Here is a 20,750-nt window from a genome sequence, read left to right as displayed (position 1 = left end):
TAAACGCGATGTGTCTACGCCGCAAACGCCGCGCGATGACGGCTTTGTCGCGACGCCAATAAGGGCTAAACGCGACGCGGGCACCAACGAAGCAGCCTCCGCTGCCGCCTCCCTGCCCCGTTGTCTCCAAGGAAAACAGCGGGAGGGGAGGCGGCAGCGGAGGCTGCACCATGAGGTAATCTATGTCACATTCAGCGGCTGCGCACCACCTTGACAGCCTTGCCGTCTTTCACGCGGATGTACACACCCAAGTGCGAAACGTCGGACACGCGGCGGCCGTCGAGCGTGAAGTAGGTCTCTGCGCCGTCGGCAGTCGTCGTGATGCCGCGCACGCCCGTGGCCGTGGTGATGGGCAACGACTCGCCCGTCCAGCCCTCAAGCACCGTCATGCCGTCGAGCTTGGTGATGAAAGCCTGGAAGTCGGCCAGGTAAGGACGCTTGTTGCGGTCGGCGTTGTCCTGGTCCACCCACATGCCGTTCACCAGCGTGAGGCTGTGTTGCGGGGCGCGGGCCGTGGTCTTGAGCATGCCGCGCAGGTTGTTGTCGCCCGTGCCGGGACGGGTCACGGCCTGTCCGCTCTCGGTGATGACCACGTCGGGGTGGTCGCTGTGCACCACGCAGGGCACCCCGGCTTCGGTCTCGGCGATGGGCTCCAGGCAGACGCGCGAGGAGTCGGCCGTCAGACCGGCAATGCGATAGAAGCGCACACCCTGCGTGGGCTGTGCCTTATAGGGCAGACAGAGCGTGCTCCAGCCCGAGGCATCCACCGTGGTGTGGTAGACGGGCAGGTGGCAGAGCACGAAGTCGGTGGCCGCCCAGGAGCCCTCGCGACGGTCGCCCGTGGACGTGGCATTGCCATATTCGCGCCAGGCATAGTCCGTGGCGCCCAGCTTGCTCGAGGCGAATCCCACCGTGAGCGTGTCGCCCTCGGCCACGTAAACGGGCACCGTGGCCAGCGTTTGCCACTTGTCGGCATCGGCCACCATGGGCATGTCGAGCCAGTCGGACGAGAGCTTCGGCGAGACCATGCTGTCTGTACGCGTGCGCAGATAGGCGTGCTGGTCGGAGAGCGTGTAGTGCTGGGCAGCGGCCTTGCACGTGAGCATGTAGAGGCCGTGGGGCACGCCGGTGATGCGCTGCCCGATGGCCATGGTCTGGCTGGTGCCCGCACTGGCGGGAACGCCCGTCCACAGCGCGCTCCAGCAGGTCTTGCCGGCCACGGTGGCGGCGGCCTGTGTGCCGCCGGTGTAGGTGCCGGTCTTCACGTCCCAGCCATAGGCCGTCTCGCCGGCGAAGTCGCCCTTGGCTACCCTGTCGGTGGCGACAAAAGGCAGACAAGCCTCCACGGCCTGCTTCAGTGCAGCTGTGGCCTGGGCGTAGGCCTCGGCCGACGAGGGCTGTTCGAGGGCCTGCCGGGCGGCGGCTACGGTCTCATGGCCGGGCAATTGCTCGGCCACGGCCACCTGGGCCAAGGCCAGCAGCGAGTCGGCCCGGGGCTTGAGGCGCAGGGCGGCCAGCGTCTGACGGGCGGCGGCAGCGATGGCCGCAATGTCTTCGGACGAGGCTTCGGCATGGGCTTGCGCCTCGGCCTTGAGCCACTCGGCCAGCTGCGGCAGGGCCGTGGCACAGGCCTGGGCCACCGCTGCGGCGTGCTGCCGAGTGCAGGCAAGGCCGTCGGCCAAGGCCTCCTGACGGGTAGCATAGAGACGGGAGAGCTGCAGCTGGTCGAACTGCGCCTTGCCGCCCAGACGGCGGAAAGAGAACATGCCTCGCGTGTAGGAGCCCGAGTTGAAGGTGGCAGCCTGCTTGCTCCACGTGGTGGAGGCGGCCAGGCTGAGCGGCACCTGCGCCTCGGTGGTGCCATCGGCGGTGAGGGCGAAGTGGTTGTAGGTGACGCCGTCGAAACGGGTGGCGGCCGCACAGTAGTAGTCGGCGTTGGGCTCCAGGGTGACAAACGTCTTCACCGCCCCGGCAGTCTCGGTCGCGGTGTTGGAGAAGGCCTGCAGATAGGCTCCCTCGTAGCCGCCCATGGGGAACACCTCGAAGTGGGGCTGGCCCAGCTCGTGGCCCTCGCCGTTGGTCCATCCGGCGGTGCCGAGCTCGAAGTCGCCGTTGACAAGCAGGTTGCCGCCCACGTAGCGGGTGGCGCCGTCCACGGTGACGGCATCGCCGGCAGCCAGCTGTGAGGGCACGGCGGCAACGGTCTTGGAGTAGTAGTCCTTGCCATCGGCATAGACCACATGGATGCGCAGCTGGTCGCCGTCGCGGGTGTCGGACAGGGTCTGCGTGTAGTCGGCCCCGTCTTCCTGCAGGGCCACGGTGGCCACGACCTGCCAGCCCTCGCTGCCGCGGCGGCGTTCCACGGTCATGCTCTGGTTGTATTCGCCCGTGGGCTCATGCCAGGCGAGGGCCGCCGTGCCGGTCTGGCTGTTGAACTTGACCTCCAGGTCGCGCGGTGCGCCCTTGCTGGCGGGCAGCCGGGGCACGTAGGCATGGGCACTGTTGTAGGCCAGCCCCGACTCCAGATTGGCATAATACTCGCCGATGGGGGTGAGCGAACCGTTGAGATAGGCGGCGCGGCAGTCCTGCACATGGTTGTAGAAGGCATAGCGTTCCACGTAGCCGGTGCTCTCCAGACCGTCGAGGATGGGGGCCATGTGCTGCTTCTCGATGGCCAAATTGGAAGCACTGCCCGAGCGGTCGCTGCCGGCGGGCCAGCCCGTCCAGTTGGCGCCGTAGTTCATTTCGGTGATCCAAAGGGGGCGTCCGGTGCGGTTGTGGATGTTGTTGAAGTTCCACAACCAGCTGCCCCAGTCGCTGTACCAGTAGGAGTGGACGGCCACAAAGTCGCACCGCCAGCCGCGGGCGTCGATGCTGTCGAGGAACTGATAGAGCATGTTCAGGTTGCCCGACATGGCCGGGGAGCCGAGGCGCTTGCCGGTGGCCATGAGTTCCGGCCACACGGCGAGCAGGTCTTCTATCTTGGTTACCACCTCGCGGGGGTCGCCGGTGTTGTCGGGTTCGTTCTGCCCAAGGATGTGGGGCGAGGAGCCATTGTTGCCGCAATCGGCCACCGAAGGCCAGGCACCCTCGTACTTTCCGTTCTTGATGCCGGCCTCATGATGGCGTTGGGTGACGAACTCGCGGTCGGCATAGTTGTCGTTGCCGGCGTCCCAGTTGTAGCACCAGGTGGTGTTGAGGGCGGTGTTGACGGTGTTGTCGCGGCCGGCGTATCCCCTCTTGCTGACATCGTTCCACTGCATGACGCGCAGCGAAGAGACGCTGTTGTCGAGTATCGGCGGGAGATTGACGGCGAGATCGGCCCCGTCGGCAATGAAGACGCGGCTGTAGCCCTTGCCGTCGGACTTGGTGGCGAAGGTCACCATATAGCCTCGCTTGAGGCGGAAGCTGCGGATGCGGTTGTTGACCGGCTGGCCGCCGAGCGACTGACGGGAGCCTGCGGCAAACTGCGCGGCATCGCCCGTCTGGTCGAGACCGGTGTAGACCGTGAGGGGTTTCACCGTCTTGGCATAGGGCATGACGATGCTGCCGTTGGCGTAAATCCTGACCTGACAGTTGGTGCCGGCCACGGCTGCCTGGCCGCCAATGCGCACATGGGACAGCAGACTGCCGGCCACCGAGGGCTTGACATGCTTGAGAATGAGCACGGCATGCTCGGTATCGGCAATGTCGACCACGGCGCCGGTGGCAAAAGGCGTGGGCGACGTGACCACATAGTCGGTGGGGGAACTCAGGGAGACGGTGCCCGTCACCCGTTCTACCTCCTGCGTGGTGTTGGCCAAGGCCAAGGCCAGAGGAGCAAAAAGAAGGGCTGCCGTCAGCGCCCTCCTCTTGAAATTGTGATGAATAAACATGGGCTTCGTTGTTGATGGGTTAAAGTCCAATCTTTCCCTGCCAGCTGAGGAACCAGTTTTTGGTATTGAGCAGGTCTTTCTTAATCTCCGACTTCATCTCGCCCGAGCGGTCGGAGCCACGGCGGGCATAGATGCGGTCGGCCAGGAACGACGGGTCGTTGCGGCGCAGGGCCACACGCATGAGGTCGTAGTAGCGGGTGCCCTCAAAGGCACATTCCAAGGCATTCTCATCGACAATCATGCGCTCCACGCGGTCGATCTGATAGTCGCGCAGGGCCTGTCCGGCGAGCGTGGTGTCGTTGGGCATGCGGTAATAGGCATTGTATTGGCTCCAACCGGAACCGCGGGAATGGATGCCGATAGTGTTGTAGTAGAGGTTGGGATTGGCGAGGTCGGGCAGGATGTAGCCGTTGCTGCTGTTCGACGGGAACGAGAACTGGCTCACAAAGGCCGAGTCGGCCGCCGAGGTGCAGTAGGGCAGCACGGTGGCGGCAATGACCCTGTCGTTGACACCCGAGGAGAGTATCTGGTAGGCGAAGTGGGGATAACCGGCACGGTTGAGGGCCTCGGCCAGGCGCAGGTAGAGCATGGCACGGCGGTAGATGTGGACATTGCGCGTGTAATACTTGGTGATGGACTGGGCAGTGATCTGCCGGTTCTTGTAGGTTCCGTTCTCTGTAACCCAAGCAGACAGCAGGCGCAGGTCGCCCGTGCGGTGCATATTGAGGTTGCGAGGTGCATAGAACACGTCGCCGTTACTGTTTACCACACAGTACACCTGGTCCTCGGAGAGCTTCTGGATGGCCTGCGAGGGGGTGAGACTCGCCTCGTAATCGTTTTGGATGTTGCTGTTGAAGATGTTGCGCAGCTGGCTGTAGTTGCCATCGGAGGGGATGGAGTCGCCGGGAATCATGGCGATGAGCTCGCGATCGGTCGAATAGTTCTCACTCCTGAACAGACTGGTCCAGGAATTGCCTAATCCCGCCCAGTTCTGCGTGTCGAACCATTGCACACTGTTGGAACCGATGGGGAAGAACGAATTAGCGCCGTTGGCCGTGGTGATAGCCTTGTAGTAGGCCTGGGCGGCCTCCTTGTAGTTGCCGGCCCAGAGGTTCAGATCGCCCAGCACGACGGCGACGGGGAAGTAGAGCAGACGGGAGTCGGTGCTGCCGATGACGCCCAGGCCCGGCCGCTCCACGTCGGCCAGCGGGGCAATGTCCTTGACCAGCCAGTTGCACACGTCCAGAATGTCCTTGGTCTCGTAGGTGGCCTCGCTCTGCCCCTTGGTGAGGATGGGCTCGGTCACGAAAGGTACGCGGCCATAATTGATGACCAGCTGCAGGTAGGTCCAGGCACGGTAGGCCTTGACGGCGGCATACTCGCGCATGAAGATGCTCTGGCCGCGGTTGTTTTTCAGGGCCGTGTCGGCCTTGGCAATGTAGAGGTTGCAGTTGTTGATGACGGCATAGTAGTCGCGCGGACGGTTGTACATGTTGTCGTCGCCGACGTTGAACAGGGCCACATCACGCAGGTCGGAGCTTGCGGCATTGGTCACGTCGACCAGGTCGCCGCGGGCCTCGCCCAGCAGGACAGTGCGGTCGCCCAGCTTTTGCAGCTGCGTCATGATGCCGGTGAGCGAATAAATGGTGTCGGCGGGGTCGTCAAGATGCATCTTGTCGGTAAAGGTGACGTGGTTGGAGTCCTGCTCGAAGAAGTCACTGCAGGACGAGAACACCGTCATGACCGCTACCAGCACACCGCCTAAAATATATTTTGCTTTCATATCTTGTGTACGTTATAGGGTTACAGATTAATCTTCACACCGGCCACGAACGAGCGGCTCTGGGCTATCTGGCCCAGGTCGATACCCTGGCCGATGACCGATGAGGTCATGGAGAACTCGGGGTCGCTGCCCAGATACTTGCTCAGCGTGAAGACATTGTTGGCCTGAATCCAGAACTGCAGTCCCTGAAGGAACGAGGAACGCAGGGGCATGTCGTAGCTGAGGGTGATGGTCTTCAGGCGGAGATAGGAACCGTCTTCTATCCAGCGGTCGCTGAAGCGGCTGTTGCCCATGGGGTCCTGAAAGGTGATGCGGGGCACGTCGGTCACCTGACCCTCGACCTGCCAGCGCGACAGGAGATGGTTTGTCTGGTTCATGAAGCGGCTGCCGCCCTCGAGCTGGGAGCGCATGTAGTTGTACACGTCGCCGCCAAGGCTGTAGTTGAAGCGGGCGTCGAGCTTGAAACGCTTGTAGCTCACCGTGGTGAAGAGGTTGCCGTAAAGGTCGGGGTTGGGGTCGCCAATCACCACACGGTCTTTCTCGTTAATCTCGTGGTCGCCGTTGGTATCGACAAAGTGCATGTCGCCGGCACCGAAGTAATTCCTCGTCACGCCGTTGGCGGCCAGCACGTAGAGGCCTGCGGCATTGGCCTGTTCGGTCGTGGCAAAGACGCCGTCGGTCTTGTAGCCGTAGAACAAGTTGGCGGCCCGGCCCACCTGCGAGCGGATGACGCCACCGTAGAGCTCGGTGTCAAAATACTGCTTGCCGTCGGGCAGGCTGGTAATCTTGTTCTTGTAGTGGCCCACGCTGGCCCCGAGCTCCCACTGCAGGTCTTTCATGGCAAGCACCTTGACGCTGGCAGCCACATCGAAGCCCACGTTCTCGAGCTTGCCTCCATTGGACCAGTTCTCGTCGAGACCGGAGAGGAAGTTCAGACTTTGCAGGGTGAGCAGGTCGTTGGTGCGGCTCTTGAAGAAGCTAGCATTGAGGTGCACGCGGTTGTTGAGCAGGTTAGACTCCAGGCCCACATTGAAGCGGCTGGTGGTCTCCCACTTGATTTCGGTGTTGCCGATGCCGCTGAGCGAGCGGCCCGCAATGGTGTTGAGGAAGAGCTTGGAGCGCAGGTAGCTGCGGGAAGCGTAGTAGTCGATGTCGTCGTTGCCGCTGATGTCGTAACCGGCCGTGAGGCGCAGGTAGTTGACAAAGCGCGAATGGGCCAGCCAAGGCTCGTTGCTCAACACCCAGGAAGCCTGTGCCGAGGGGAAGACACCCCATGACACGCCGGCGAGTTTCAGGCCGCCGGCCTCCTTACCGAAGCGTGAGGAGCTCTCGACCGTGAGGTTGGCCTGGAGGAAGTAACGGCCCAGATAGTCATAGTTGGCCTGGGCATACCATGCCACGGAGTTCCAGTTGTCGTTGGCACCGGCGGAAGAAGCGTTGCGCAGACTGGAGCTCATGAATGGCGTCTTGTCGCTGCCGGTGTTGTAACCGAGCTGTGAATTGAGCGTGTAGTTCTCCCAGTTGACGCGGGCTCCACCGAAGACTTCGATGCCGTGGGCGGCGTAGCGGTTGTGCCAATCCACGCGGGTGTCGCTCATGACCGAGTTCTGCTTGGAGAAGAGCGAGCGCACTTCGTTGGTGCGATAGCCGTTGACGTTCTTGACAAAGTAAGAAGGCACGCCGTTGATGGGGATGTAATACTTCTCGTTGGTGTTGACCAACGTGTAGCTGAAGTGCTCGCTGATGGTGAGGTGCCTGTTGGGCTGGTACTTGGGCATCACCGAAATGTTGAGCAGAGAGTTCTCGAAACGGTTCTTATTCTCGGCCTCGGCATACTCGTTGAAAGCCACGGGGTTGGCCAGACGATAGTTGTAATTGGAATAGCCGGCCAGGGCTTCGTCGAGGTAGCTCTCGGGAGTGATGTCGAACTGGGTGTCTGAAATAACACCGCGACCGTAGGCATACGGACTCAGGAACGGACTCTTGGCATAGCCCAGGAACGAGGGAGCCGTGGGTGTGCCCTCGGTATAGTTCTCGGGTGCCCCGTCGTCGCGGATGTCGCGGGTGAGGTTGGAGAACGAGGCATCGAAGCGCACGGAGAGCTTGTCGATGAGATTGATGTCGGTGTTGAAGCGGATGTTCAGACGGTTCATGTCGTTGCATTCCAACGTGCTGTTGACCTTGGAGTAGCCCACAGAGAGGTTGTAGCTGGCGATGTTGTCGCCACCCTCGACGTTGATGCCGTAGTTCATGGAGAGGGCATCGCGGTAGAGCATGTCCTTCCAGTCGGTGTTGTTGTGGTACTGCTTGTAATAGTAGTAGCCGGGATGCTCGTTGAGGAACTTGAATTCGCGGATGCGGGTGTTCGTTGTCTTCAAGAGCTCGGAGGCATAGCCGCGATACTGGTCGGCGTCCATCATGGAGATGAACTTGGGCAGAAGCGTGACACCGGCCGAAGCACTGGCCGTGATGCGGGTGGCCATGCTCTTGCTGCGGTGTGTCTCGACGAGGATCACGCCGTTGGCACCCTTGGCTCCATAGAGGGCGGTGCCGTTGCGCAGCACGGTAACACGCTCGATGTCGGACGGATTGATGTTGGACAGGATGTCGTTGAAGAATCCGTCGTGAATCATGGTACGGCCGTTCTGCTGGTCGATGAGCACGCCATCGACCACGACGATGGGCTGGGCATTGACATTGAGCGAGTTGAGACCCTGGACAAAGATGTTGCTGCCGATGCCGGGCGTGCCGTTGCGGCCCACGGTGTAGGCATAGGCACCGAGCTGTTTCTGAATCTCCTCCTTGACGTTCACGGCATTGCTGTACTGGAAATCAGAAGCAGTCTTGTCGTTGCGCAGGCTGACAGCGTCGTTGTAGTCGGGGGCAAAGGTCTTGGGATAGAGGGTGATGTCTCTCTGCTGCTCGCCCTTGGCCAGACCCATCTGCAGCGCATTGGTGCTGGGATTGGTCACAGTGACGGCATTGACAAAGACGGGAACCTTCAGCTCGTAAGAGCCATCGTCCTTGGTCAGCACACTGTAACCCTCGACACCCGTAGCACTAACCAGTGCGCCCGAGACGGGAGCGTGGCTGCCCGAACTCAGCACACGGCCCTTGATGGTGCGGGTGGGATAGTTCTTCTTCTGCGGTGCCGCCGGCTTGCGAACGGTGGTTTCCACATCGTTGTCGCTCTCGTCGTCCTGGGCCAAGGCATGCGTCGGGAACGCCATCATCCCCATAAGGAGCGCATAGCTTGCAGCCGTGGCCAAGGCAGACAGCTTGTTAGAGAATATGATATTCTTGATTTTCATATGGCTTGATTTTGTGAAAGTGAATTGGGGTTAGTCCTCATGCGGCTTGAAGATGATGCAGTCCAGATACAGGTTGCGGTTGAACGAGCCGTTGCGCACCTCGCTGTTGCTCACGCGGGTGTCGAAAATGATCTTCACCTGCGGTGTGATGTTGCTGCCATAGGAGCAGAAAGGCAACTTGACGTTGGTGCCCACCTTGAAAGTATCGATGGCATCGGGCGTGGTGCGCAGCGTCGATTGCAGGGTGATCCAGTTGCGCGAGTTGAGTGGCCTTCCATTCTCGTCGCTGTGGCTCAGGCGCACACGGAACTTGGTGCCCAGACGGTCGATGGCCGATGCCAGGGTGTCGTCGGCCAGAGCCGGGGCAGTAACCACATAGATGTCATAGCCAATGTTGGAGAGAACGCTGGGCACATTGAACACGGCCATGGTGTTGCTGGAGGTGCCGGTCGGCAAAATTTTAGCAAAGGAGTTGCCCGAAAGCTTGCCGTAGAACGGATTGCGCGACTGCACACTGGCGATTCTGAGCGGAGCCTGAGTGGATAGCCTGTCCACGGAGTCGAGGCGATCGGAGTTCTCTCCCTCGGCGTAGATGGTCTGGAAGAAAGTTTGCGTCTTGTCAATGTGCCAGTCGGCGGCTTTCATCACACGGCCATTGCTGCACGAAATGTTCTGTGTTCCATCGAACACACCGCCGGGAGCAAAGGGCTTGTCGTACTGATAGTACTTGGCATTGGGCGTACCGTAGTAGGCGAAACGCACGACATAGGGCACGGCATTGACCGACATGGCCGAGTCCCGGATGGCCGATTCGGGGTTGGACGTGCGGCTGAACGCCGTACCGCGAAGGATGGCCATGCCGGCGTTGGCGTCGCAGAGCGAGTCGCGCTTGTTGATGGTCTTGTCGTAATTGAAGTAAGACTTGTACTCGTTGATGAGTTTGCCCCACACTTGATTGGTCGGCGCCACCATCCAATAAGTGCTGTCCTCGGTGTTGAGCAGGCCTATTCTACGGAAGAGTTCGTTCTGCAGGTTGACCACGGAGTCGAGATAGACGGTCTTTCCGTTCACTATATCGCCAGGCACACTCGACTTCTCGTCAAACACATACCTATTGTAGGCGTAGAGAAAGTTGGCTACAGAGTCGAGCTCGGCATCCTTGCGCAGGTACTCGAAGATGTTGGGGAAATAGTTTACCCTGTGGTTCAGCGTGAAGAGCACGCCGTTGCCGTAGGCCTTGTTGGCCGAGACAATCTGCTCACCGCCGAAGCTATTGGCCTTGAGCTGCACGTACTTGCCGTTGAGCATGACGATGGAATCGTTGCTGCTTCCCGATACAGAGTAGTTGTAGAGGGCGATGTGGTTTTGCAAGAACTCCTTGACGGCCCCGTTGTCCTTGTCCTTGATGCCCTGGGCTTTCTCCTGTTGGTAAACGGAAATGACGGAGTCGGCCTCGGCAGAAGTGAAGTTTGCATTGGTGGGAGCGAAGACCGTAAAGATCTGCCGGCCCACAAGCGTGGTGTCGTAACCGCAGGCTTTCACCACGCGGGCAAAGTTGGACAAGTCGTTGTCCGAGGAGATGGCCTCCCAAAGGGTGCCCGTGGCACCGGTCGAGGCATTGTAATGCTCGTTCCACTCATCGGAGCATCCCATGAAAGCCAGGGCGACGACAACCGCGCCCAAGACTTTCTTGTACATATTATAGCATTTCATATTGATTGGTTCTTTTTGAATATCCTTCGTGATTACAGGTCAGACTCCATCTGTCCGGCCGATGTCACGCCATACACACTCTTGGGAACAATCTCCAGAAAGTCCATCATGAACTCGTTGTTGTTGCCCAGTTTGGCAGACGACGTACAGCGGATGCGCAGGTAGTGGTCGGTTTTGGGATTAATGTGTACCTGGCAAAGCACCAGTCGATAGGTGCGGGGGTTGTCGACAAACTCGTTGATGACGGAGCCATTGGAGTGGTAACCACCGTAAGGACCGCGGTAGTAACCCAAGTTTTTCAGCATCTTTTGATCCTCGGCTTTCTCGTCGTCGGTCATCTTGGACCAGTTCTTGGTGCCAAACTTGTTACCCAGAATAGACTCGTCAGTGAGCCGCTTGCGCATGTCTACAGGAATGCCTTGGGGCTTTCCATCGAAGTAGACCTGAGCCACGCCACGGGTATTCAGGGCGCAGAAGCCGAGGCGAATCTGGTACTCGCCCTCATAAGGCACGGGCGGCAGACGGAACTCGAAGTCGTAGTCGCCGAAGAGGTTGAACTCGTCGCCCTCGTAAGACCAGAAGTTCCAGTGGGGACGGCGGTAAACGAGCGTGCCGTTGCCTTTCATCGTCACGTGGTCAAGATAGCCATTGGGGAAGTAATAGTTCTTGCCGTTCTTGTAGGTCTGGTCGGCTTTGCTGCTCACATCGTCCTTGGTGGGGTCGCCGTTGAGGCGCATGTTCATGGTCATCACCTCGGGGAAAATGGTGGCGAAGTCCATGCGGATGCGGTCGTTCATCACCTTGTTCTGGGTGTCGTAGTCGAAAGCAACGAGGTCGGTCACGTAGAAATAGCGGCCGTTGGGAGCGTCCTGGGTGTAGGCATCCTCGACGGTGGGCTTCACCATGGCACCCTCGATGGCATAGCGGTCGTCGACGCGGCGGTTGATATAACGCTGGCCGAGCGTTCCGGCACCGAGGTACTGGCGCACGGTGAGCTGTTCGAGCTTCATCATGGTGCGGGGAAGCATGGTTTCATACCAATCGTTGGGGTTCATCTTGTCGGTCTTGATGCCAATGGCGCCATCCACAATACCCTGATGAAGCTCCAGCGGCGTGAGCTTGTTCCATCCAATCACGTCGCGCGTGAGGATGTGATAGGCCACGAACATATTGAGCGGATTATAGCGGTCGGCTATCTTGCTAAAGTCGCGGGCGGCCTGATAGTCGGCATCATTGCCAAAGACGGGGTCGTAGAGCTGGCAGGCCAGGTCGTAGAGAGCCCTTACTTCGCCCTCGGAAGTGGAGATGCCTCGCTGGGAAAGCTTGGCCCGGAGCAGGCTGTCGGGCTCTACAAACACCGTATAACCATACTTCTTCTCGTCCGGAGCCACGGCAATCTCATGCCAGAAGTCCGACGTATAAGAATAGGTGGAGCGGTTCCTGCCCTCGTAGCTCTCGTCCTTGACCTTGGTCAGGGAGTCGCGGAGACCCGTGGCAACCAGTGCATTGTAGAACATGCTCACCTTGTCGTTGGCCTCCAGAATGTCGGCGATGGAGCTGTTGGAGTTCTCGAGCAGCACGTCGATGGGCTGCACAATGCCGTTCTCCACGGAGTCGTCCTTAAGCGTGAAGATGATACGCGACATGCGGTTGAGCTGCACCACAGAGTTCTGAGCCGAGTCGGTGGTATGGGTAATCTGGATGTAACGCCTGTTCATGTTGGCGGTGTTAAGCGTACCGTCGTTCATGTCGATGGTGGCGTACATGTTGTTCACGAGGTGGCTGCATGCGATGGTGTCGCACTCTGCCACGCTCAATGACTCCACGGAGGCAATGCCTTTCTTCTTGAGATAGGCTCTCACCACGTCGTTGGAGGGCAGGAAACAGGTGTAGTGGCCGTAGGCCGAGAGGATGTCCATCAGGCCAGCCTGCCTCACAATATGCGCGAAGTCGCTGTATTGTGGCCGGTTGGTGATGTAGTCGCTCATCATCTCACCCTTAAAGGTATAATAGTTTTCTGCACCAGGGTCGTCGGAGCAGCCGGTAACACCCAGACTGCCCAGCGCACAGATGGCGCAGAGTATGAAATATTTGAAGCGTTTCATATTGCTGAAGTTATGTTTCTTACGTAAGCCTTATTTTGTCTTGTCGTAGTTGCCGTTCTCGCCACTACCGAAAGCCGGGTTCTGTTTAAGGTTCTTGTTCACCTTGAGCTCGTCCACGTTGTAGGGCCAGAACACGGCATCCATCTTGGCCAGCTTGTCCTGAATGGCAGAGGTATTGGAGGAGAACTTCTGCAGCACCTGGGTGGACAGGTAGCGGGTGTTGCCGTCGCGGCGCGAGCGGCGCACCAAGTCGTACCAACGCTTGCCCTCAAACATGAGCTCGCGGTGACGCTCTTCCAGCACCAGATTCTCAATGTCGGCCTTGCTGGTGTACTTCTTCGGGTCGAGTGTATCTTTCAGCGTGGCTTGGCAAATCGAGCGCTTGTTCACGGCCGTCACGAGCGAGAAAGCAGCGTTCTTGTAGTTCTGGTCCTCGTTGGAGAGCTCGGCGGCATTGCTCATGAGCTGTGTCAGGGCCTCAGCTTTCAACAACATGATGTCCGTGAGGCGGTAGAGAATCCAGTTGCTCTTGTTCTTCTTCTCGGTGTAAATGCGAGAAAAGGTCACAGTGGGCGTGCTGCCGGAGAAGTCGATTCTGGACTCGGCGTACACATACTTGCCAATCATCATGCCGAGGAGCACGTTCTCGTAGTAGCGGGCATCGTACTTATTGTTGAAAACATTGAAGACTTGCGAGCTCACATCGTCGCCCACGTAGGACGATACCGAGGCATACCCCAATGTGGGCAGCCCGCTGTTGTGGAACCCATAACACAGATTCACCGCGCCATTGCTCGGCATATTGTCGCCCGGCATGAAGGTAAGCTCCAGAATGCTCTCGGAACTGTTGCCCTCTCCGAAGATGGCATTGTAGGCACTGCCAAACGTGGTGGACGAGCCATAAGAGCCTTCACTAATGAGGGGATAGCCGCCGAACTTGCTGTAATCGGCGACATTGTAGCTGGTTCTCTGCCTCTCCTCAGCCTGCACTTTCTTGGCATTGATGACAAGATCAGCATACTGAATGCACTTCTGATAGTCCTGCTTCCACAGGTACATCTCGCAGAGCATGGCGTGAATGGCCTCTCTGGTGATGCGGCTGGTCTGGAAGAGAGCCTCTGCCTCGGTGCCCGAGGGATAGGTCTGCACGGCATCATCTTTCACCTTTTCAAGGTCGGTGATGAGGCTGTCGAGCACGACGTCGAAGCTTGTGGCCGGAAGATCCATCACTTGGTCGTCGTCCGTGTAGGCCGTTGTGGAGTAAGGCACGTCACGGAAAGTGCGGATAAGATAGAAGTAGCACAGGTCGCGCAGGGCAGAAACCTCGGCGATGTCGGCCCGCAACTCGCTGTCCGAGAAGCCCGGATCCTTTTTAGCCACGCCGGGCGCGTACTTGATGACGTTGTTGCACCGGTTGATGATGTTGTAGAACTGGTCCCAAGTGGTGTAGGCATTCGAGGCCGTGAGGTTCTCCTTGAGCACGTTTTCCAGGCTGGCATCCTTGTCCAGATTCTGTCCGCGGCCGATGTTGTCGCTGCGAAACTCGCCCCACACCATCATGCGCATGAGCATATTGTCGGACTGCATGCCCGCGTAACAGCCGAGGATGATGCCGTCCACGTCGGCTTTCTCGTTCCAGAACTTCTCCAAAATGATTTCGTTCTGAGGCTCAACCTGCAGGAAATCACCGCACGAGGAGAAGCCCAGCAGCAAGCAGGCCGAAGCTATGATGTGATTAAATATATTCTTACGTTTCATAATCGTCTCTATAATGATTTAGAAGTCTACGGTGATACCGAGCGTATAAGACCTCGAGCGCGGTGTCTGCGACCGGTCAATGGCCGGGTCGTAGCCCGAGTTGCTGATGTCAGGATCCACGCCACTGTACTTGGTCAGCACGAACGGGTTGTTGGCGCTCAGGTACAAATTGATGCGGTTCAGGCCAATCCACTTGAGGTGTTTCTTGGTGATGGCATACGACAACTGGGCGTAGCTCATGCGCAGGTAGGAGCCATCCTCGACAAAACGGTCGCTCACGAGCGTGTTATAGTTGGACTGGTTGCCGTACATGGCGCGTGGAATGGTGGTCACGTCGCCCTCCTTGCGCCAGCGGTAGTTCACAGCCTGGCTCATATTGTCGTTTCCGGTCATGGCCTCGGCGTTGAGACGGGCCATGTTCAGAATCTTGTTGCCCACGCGATAAGTGAACTGCGTGTTGAGGCGCCAGTCCTTATAAGAGAACGTAAAGCCGAAGCCACCCGTCAGTTTGGGGAGTGAACTGCCCAGGTAGACAATGTCGAGGGCATTGATCTGACCGTCATGGTTCACGTCCTCATACATGGCGTCGCCGCCCGAGAAAGCATAGTTCTTGCCCGTTCCGTCGTTGGTGTAGTTGTAACGCATGCGGAGCGGATTGCCCTCGGAGTCGAGGATCTGCTGGCCCTGGGCGTTGAAGGCCACGGGAGCAGTCTTGCCCGACGAGATGAATGCGGCCCGATCCTCGGCGCTCATGTCCTTGAAAGTGTCGTAGTTGTACTGGTACACGCCCTTGTAGCGGAAGCCATAGATGGCTCCGAAAGGATTGTGCAGCTGCACACGGCGCAGGAACTCGCCATTGCCGTAGCCAAAGGTCGAGTTGAGCGAGGTAAGCACATACCCGTCCATCTCCAGTATCTCGTTGCGGTTGTTGCCGAAGTTGGCGTTCATGTCGAACACGAACTTGCCCGCCCTCACCAGTTTGTTGGTGTTGATATGGAACTCCCAACCCGTGTTGCGCATCTTGCCGCTGTTACGGTAGGGCACGGTCATATATCCCGAGTTGGAGGGGATGCGGTAGTCCTTGAGCAGCATGTCCGAGGTGGTGGAGCGGTAGAACTCCAGCGTCGTTGTGAGCCTGTCGTTCCAGAATCCCAGGTCCATGCCAAGGTTGTAGCTCGATACCAACTCCCACTTCAGGTTGGTGAGGCGGATGTTCTTCGGGTACATCGTGGCCAGTCCGAGGTATTGCGGGCCCGAGCCATACTTACTGGTATAGAGGTAATCCTGGTTGGGCTGTCTGCCCACACGGCCCCAGCTGGGACGGATGGACAGCATGGAGAGCCAGCTGTGGGTGGATTTCATCCAGGGCTCGTCCACCACGTTCCAGCGCAGCGACACGGAGGGGAAGTAGCCCCAACGGTGTCCGGGACCGAACTTGGTGGTGCCGTCGGCACGCACCGAGACGTCGGCCACGTAGCGGCCCTTGTAGGCATAGTGGGCCGAGAGGGTGTAGTACATGGAGCGCCACTCCGAGTAGGTGGACTCCAAGCCCGTGTTCACGCCGCCGGCATCAGGGCTCACCACACCGTCGCCGGTGAGGCCTTTAGCACCGTTGGACTGGCCGCTGGACGAGCCCGAGTTGAGTTCGAAGCGGCCCATCATCATGAACGAGTGGTCCTTGTCGGCGAAGTGGGGGATGAAAGTCAACGTCTGCTTGGTGTTGAAGTTCATGCTTTTGGAGCTGGCCGACGAGGCAGTGTTCACGCCGTCGGCCCAGCTCACGGTCTTCAGCTCGGCAGGATAGAACGAGTCGTCGTACTGATTGAACACGCTCATCAGCACGCTGCCCTGCCAGTTGAGCTGTGTATGCTCCTCGTCGAGGCCCAGCAGATGGTAGTTGATGACGAGCTCGGGCACGAGGTCGTAGGTGCGGCGCGTCTTCTTGGCCAGGTTGGCGCTGGCCACGGGGTTCACGTAGGCCTTCTGATTGTCCACTTTACCAGATGTGGGATTGAACACGCTGGAGGCGTTTTGCAGCATCTGGTAGTAGCGGCTGGTGTTCTCACCGGTCACGGGATCCTGCTCGTAGATGCTCATGTTGGGCATCTTCTTCATGGCAATGGCCAGCAGGTCGTCGCTGTTCATGTGGTTCTTGGTGTAGGTCAGCGAGAAGTTGGTCGACACACGGATGCGCTCGCTCACAAAGTAGTCGAGGGCCACGCGGGTGGAGAAGCGGTTGAGCTTCTGCTGAATCATGGTACCCGTCTCGTGGTCGAAACCGCCGCCGATGCGGAACGAGGCTTTCTCACCGCCGCCCGCCACCGACACATAGTGGTTCTGTCGCAGTCCCCACTGGGTCACGGCGTCGCGCCAGTCGGTGTTGTTGTTGTACTGTTCGTACTCCGAGAACGTGGGGTCATAGTTGATTTCACGGATGTTCTGGCTCTGTGTGTCGTTCTGCGTGGGGTTGAAGTAGCTCTCCTTGAGCATCATCGTATAGTCGTCTCCGCTCAGCAGGGCGTAGCCCTTGGGCTGGTGTGTGCCGGTGAGCTTGAGCGAATACGACACCCGGGGTGCGCCGCGCGAGCCGCGCTTGGTGGTGAGCTCGATGACGCCGTTGCCGCCTTGGCTGCCATACACGGCCGTGGCAGCCGCGTCCTTGAGCACGTTGACGCTGGCGATGTCCTCGGGATTGATGTTCAGCAGGTCGGCAAACTGCTCGTTGTTGGCTGAGGCCAGGTCGAAAGTGGTCAGGTCCACGTTGCGTACATTGCCGTCGACCACGATGAGCGGGTTGCCGTTGGTGAGCGTCGAGAGCGAGGAGGCGCCACGCAGGCGCATGGTGGAGCCCGAGCCCAGGTCGCCGGAATTGGAGATGATGTCCAGACCAGCGATGCGTCCCTGCAGGGCCTCGTCGAGTGTGGTGATGCCCAGTCCCTCCAGATCTTTCATGTCGAGTGACTGCGAAGCATAGGAGATTTCGCGGTCGGGGATGGCCAGGTTGTTGCCGTTGCGGCGCTTCTTGGCCACCACTGTCACCTCGTCGAGGTTGGTGTCCGACTTCAGCGTCACGTCGTAGGTGGTCTGGTTGATGGGCATGGTGCGGGTTTTGGAGCCCACATAGCTGAAGCGAATCTTGTTTTTCTCGTCGCGCACGGCCATTGAGAAGTTACCGTTCAGGTCGGTCACGGCCGAGTTGATGATACGGCCGGTGGCGTCGATCTCGCAGACCGTGGCGCCCATCAGCGGTCCCATGTCGTCGGAGACCGTGCCGTGCACCTGCGTAATCTGCGCCAAGGCGAGCTGGCCGCACAAGAGCACAAACGCCAGCAACATGCCGAAACGGCGGTCGGCTTCCGTGTGGAATATAGCCTTCATATGTATTTTGGTGTTATGTCGTGATTCCATAAGTTACTTCCTCCATCTTTTTGCATTGCCGAGCTGTTGTCTCCACGGAGTCTTCTGGCTGGCGCTGTAGAACAGGGCACCGTCGATAAGATGCACCACGGCGTCGGCCGACGTGTACAGCAACTTGTTGAAACCGCTGCCCGAAATCCAGTATTCGCGGCAGATGTTGTTGTACAGGCCGCTGGTCTTGTCCACCCGACGCGTGTCGCCGGTGAGGTCTTTCACCACGAGGTCCTTGCCCTGGATGTCCACCTCCAGCGGATAGTAGCGGTTGGTCTCGGCATTGAGCATCATCGACTCGTAGTTGTTCTTCAGCAACAGACTGCCGTCGGCGTCTTTTTCAGGGGCTCCACCCACGGCCACGGAGTTGTCCTGGATGTGGTAGCGCACGAAATCGAAGATGCGGTTCTTGATGAACTCGCAGGCCTTCAGGGCTGCTTTTTTCTCGGCCTCCGAGGCCGAAGTGCTCTCCGAGAGCCTGAACTGCTCGTCGTAGTCGTCCCAGGTGGGCAGGATGCCGTCGGCCGTGAGCTTCCTGATGGCGGCGTTCGACGGCACGTAGACCGTGTAGTTGTAGGCGCCGAAGAGGCGGATATTGCTGTTGGCCGACGAGTTGAGGCAGTTGTATCTGTTGCCGTTGAGCGTCATGGAGCTCACGAGGAGCTGCTCCTTGGCGTCCACATTCTCCGAGCCGCTGAGCAGCTTGAGGAACTCGGCATACTCGTCGTGGTCTCTGAGTGTCTGGTAGACCGAGCGGCCGGAAGACATGGGCACCTGCTCGTTGAGCCGGTAGGACTTGCCGTTGCCCGTGGCCGACATGTCGTAGATGGAGTCCACGCGTGCTGCCGTGTTGTGTTCCAGCTGCCAGCCGCCCATCACGGTCATGCGGTTGCTCTGGCCGGCATTGGCCACCCTGACCATGGTGCCGTTCTTCGATTTGTAGTAGGTGTAGCCGTCTTCCACGCTTCCCACGATGATGAGCTGGTTCACGAGGTCCTTCAGGCGGTTGCGCACGTAGGTCGAGGACACGTTCTCCTGTAGCCTGACACCCTTGGTGACGCGGCCGTCGGACTCGATGGTGCAGGCGTAGCGGCGGGCTTTCACCGTCTTCTCCTGCTCGTCATAGTAGAACTCGAGCAGGCTCTCCTGCGTGTCGCCGTAGTTGCAGGGGTCCACATAGGTGAGCATGGAGGTGTTGGTGGGCAGCAGCAGGCTGTAGTAGGAGTCCATGGAGTTCAGATAGGGAGAGAACTCCAGCTCGTCGATGGCCCAGTAGATGACGCTCATCACGTCCTGATGGATCAGGGCGGGGAACGACACACTGGAGTAGGCCATGGGGCTGAACACGCGGTTGGTCATGTAGACCACGCCGTTGCAGCCCACGAAGCAGCTGTCCACGTCGGTCGTCTTGACGCCCATCGACACCTTGCTGTCGTTGATGATGTTGCCAAACTTCGAGGGGATGGCGTCGGTAAACGTGCCAATCATGTTCACGTTGAGCAACTTGGAAAGTACCAGGTCGGGCACGTTGTCCCACGTCTGGTACTTGTCCTGCAGCACCTTGCCGTCGGCATTCCACCAAGCCTGCAAGGCCGCATTGGTGGGCACGAGCATGGCCCCAGCGTCGTAGTGCAGGTCGTAGCCGCTGGTATTCTCGTACATGTACTGGTTCCATCCCGGGTCGAAGGCCAGCGTGGCAGCCACTTTCTGGGGCACGGGGTTGCCGGCCGTCATGGGATAGTACTGGGCGCTCGACCCGTCGCGGCGCGTGTCTGAGAAGTAACGCAGGGTGAACACCGAGTCCACGCTCTGGTTGTACAGGCGGTTGTACTCCCGGGTTTTGTTGTAATCGTAGTAGGGGGCGCAGAAACGGTCGATGAGTCTCGACCATATCGACATGTCGGGATGCTCCCTCAGTATCTCGGCCATGTTGGGAGCGGGCTCCAATACCTTGTCCACTTTCTGGATGTAGCCGTTCTTACAAGTGATGTCGCGGTCGGTCACCTTGGCTCCGCTCACCCAGGCATCGTTCACAGAGGTGGCTCCACCGTTGGTGAGCATGGTGATGTCCTGGTCGGTGAACTTGGTCTTCTGCATGAAAGCAGGGAGGAAATGAATCATCGGGGCCGAGAGATTGGACGTGGTGCCGCCGTACATCCCCCAGCCGTCCCTGAAGAGCACGATGTCCTTGTTGTTCTGCTTGTACCACTTCCAGGCCGGCAGGCTGCCATTCATATCGGCGGCCTTCATCACGTACACCGAGTCGAACACGCTGGCGGCCGTGGTGCGGCGCATGGCCAGTCCGCGCTCGGGTGGGTCGCCGCTCACGTTGGTGAGCAGCTCGATGAGGTAGGCGTTGTTCACTATGGCATTGTTGAGCAGCATTTTCTTCTGGGCCGTGGACAGGCCCTCGTAGCTTCTCACGCCCCACTTGTTGGTTTTGAACCACTCTCCATACGTGTCATCGTTGGCCACGAAGATGGTCAGAGAGCCTGTCTTGCTCATCTGGTCGTGATAGCCCAAATCGTCGATGAGCTTCAGCGTGACGGTGTACTTCCCGTCTTTCTGCAACTCCTCGTAGATTGAATTACCCAACCACGACGGCTGTCCCGTCAGGGTATCGTCCGAGCACGACTGCAAGGCGCCGACGCATCCCAGCATCAAGCCTACAGCAAATACGGGTCTGACGACACCACGTTTCATTTGTCTGCAATTCATATATAGGTTGTTGTGTTTAAATATTCCTTGTCATAGGTTTGCGACGGCGGTTTCTTCGCGTTGCGATTGCGCCGCCATC

At 59.0% G+C, this 20,750-nt stretch carries 8 protein-coding genes; all 8 read right to left on the bottom strand.

Annotated features, from left to right (window positions below):
- Positions 1–191 precede the first annotated feature (191 nt).
- The 8 genes from L888_RS0111620 to L888_RS0111585 are packed head-to-tail and all read right to left on the bottom strand — an operon-like array spanning position 192 to position 20,671.
- Entirely contained in the window at positions 192–3,875 is a 3,684-nt protein-coding gene (locus L888_RS0111620; protein WP_027953005.1) for a glycosyl hydrolase, read from the bottom strand.
- A gap of 19 nt (positions 3,876–3,894) precedes the next feature.
- A complete protein-coding gene (locus L888_RS0111615) occupies positions 3,895–5,658 on the bottom strand; it encodes a RagB/SusD family nutrient uptake outer membrane protein (protein ID WP_027953004.1) in 1,764 nt (587 codons plus the stop codon).
- A 20-nt stretch (positions 5,659–5,678) separates the two neighbouring features.
- Positions 5,679–8,969 (bottom strand): SusC/RagA family TonB-linked outer membrane protein, encoded by a 3,291-nt coding sequence (locus L888_RS0111610; protein WP_084567369.1) that lies wholly within the window; start codon positions 8,967–8,969, stop codon positions 5,679–5,681.
- 30 nt (positions 8,970–8,999) lie between these two features.
- Positions 9,000–10,682, bottom strand: a complete 1,683-nt coding sequence (locus L888_RS0111605; protein WP_027953002.1) for a fasciclin domain-containing protein — start codon at positions 10,680–10,682, stop codon at positions 9,000–9,002.
- Positions 10,683–10,714: 32 nt separating this feature from the next.
- A complete protein-coding gene (locus tag L888_RS0111600) occupies positions 10,715–12,787 on the bottom strand; it encodes a fasciclin domain-containing protein (RefSeq protein WP_005845523.1) in 2,073 nt (690 codons plus the stop codon).
- A 30-nt stretch (positions 12,788–12,817) separates the two neighbouring features.
- Complete coding sequence (locus L888_RS0111595) at positions 12,818–14,545, bottom strand: RagB/SusD family nutrient uptake outer membrane protein (protein ID WP_027953001.1); 1,728 nt, start codon at positions 14,543–14,545, stop codon at positions 12,818–12,820.
- A gap of 18 nt (positions 14,546–14,563) precedes the next feature.
- The gene (locus tag L888_RS0111590; protein WP_027953000.1) at positions 14,564–17,923 is read right to left on the bottom strand and encodes a SusC/RagA family TonB-linked outer membrane protein; all 3,360 of its coding nucleotides are present in this window, start codon (positions 17,921–17,923) and stop codon (positions 14,564–14,566) included.
- Positions 17,924–17,956: 33 nt separating this feature from the next.
- Positions 17,957–20,671 carry a fasciclin domain-containing protein gene (locus tag L888_RS0111585; protein ID WP_027952999.1) on the bottom strand — a complete coding sequence of 905 codons (2,715 nt, stop codon included), beginning with the start codon at positions 20,669–20,671 and terminating at the stop codon, positions 17,957–17,959.
- Positions 20,672–20,750 lie beyond the last annotated feature (79 nt).

Origin of the sequence: Hallella seregens ATCC 51272 (assembly GCF_000518545.1) — a bacterium.
Lineage (GTDB): Bacteria > Bacteroidota > Bacteroidia > Bacteroidales > Bacteroidaceae > Prevotella > Prevotella seregens.
This window is presented reverse-complemented; position numbering and strand designations above follow the sequence as displayed.